Genomic DNA, 1,127 nt, shown 5'->3' on the forward strand with positions numbered 1-1,127 from the left:
GGGTACGACCGCCCGAAGCTGTGGGGGTGGGGGTGTGCGCGACGCAATGGGGTATGCGCCCTTTGCCGCGGTTCGGCCGGCGTCCGGTGAGGAAGTCTTCCAGGGAGGGCGCCGGGGCTGGGAGTGGCCGGCGTTCGTGATCGTCTCCGAGGAGGTCGCGGAGTGCGCTCGAACAAGGTGAATGTCGCCGCGGGACTGGTGGGCGCGGTCGTGCTGGGTCTCTCCGGGGCCGTGCCGGCTGTGGCCGTTCCGGACGGGGCCGCGCGTGCCGTGCGGTTCTGCGGAGTCGACCGGGCCACCGGGCTCGGGGTGTCGGCCGGGCGGGACGTCCCCTGCGCGGCGGCCCTGGGGGTGGCGGCCGCCTACACCGGGGTGTGGCAGCGTGCGGGCGGCGCGTCCGTCGAGGTCCACGCGGGCGGGTCCACCTGGGCCTGCCGGGAGCGGCAAGGCGATCCCGATCCGTACCAGGAGTGCCTGGACGCGGGCCACGGCGGCCGACGGGTCCTGCTCACGTCCTGAACTGAATCGGCGGTCACTGTCCCGCCCCGGTCATCAGCCGCATCGGTGATCCGGAGGTCCCCATGAGATCCCTGCGCCCGGCCGTGGTCGCGGCCGGCACCGCGCTCCTGCTCGCGCTCGCCCCGGCGGCAGGCGCGGCCCCCGCCCGGGGGGTCCAGCCGCCGCCGGCCCGCTCGGCGCTCGCCGCGGCGCTCGTCCGGGCGGGCGATGTTGGGCCCGCTGCGCCGGTCCGGTCCGCGCTCGCAGCGGGGGCAGGCGCTGTGTTCGTTGGGGTGGCCCACACCGCGCCCGCCCCGCCGACGTGGTCCGTGCCCGCCTCGGCGGCGGGCGCGGCGCTCGCCCGGGCCGGCGATGCTGGGCCCGCTGCGCCGGTCCGCTCCGTGCTCGCCGCGGGGGCTGGCGCGGTGTCCGTTCGGGTGGCTCACGATGCGCCCGCCCCGCTGGTCCGGTCCATGCCCGCCGCAGGGGCTGGTGCCGCCCCCGCCCCGCCGGCCCGGTCGGCGCTCGCCGCAGGGGCGGGCGCGGGGGGCGGCCCCCCGCCCCCCCCCCCCCCCACGTTTCTTTACGATGCGGACATGGAGCGACAATCGGCGCAGCTTCGGTGGGAA

General features: G+C 78.2%; 1 protein-coding gene. It reads left to right on the forward strand.

Going from position 1 to position 1,127, the window contains the following annotated elements:
• The first annotated feature begins 162 nt into the window (after positions 1-162).
• Positions 163-519 carry a hypothetical protein gene (locus V7E45_RS40235; RefSeq protein ID WP_333779241.1) on the forward strand — a complete coding sequence of 119 codons (357 nt, stop codon included), beginning with the start codon at positions 163-165 and terminating at the stop codon, positions 517-519.
• The last annotated feature ends 608 nt before the right edge of the window (positions 520-1,127 follow it).

Origin of the sequence: Streptomyces sp. IBSBF 3136, from assembly GCF_036815105.1 — a bacterium.
GTDB lineage: Bacteria > Actinomycetota > Actinomycetes > Streptomycetales > Streptomycetaceae > Streptomyces.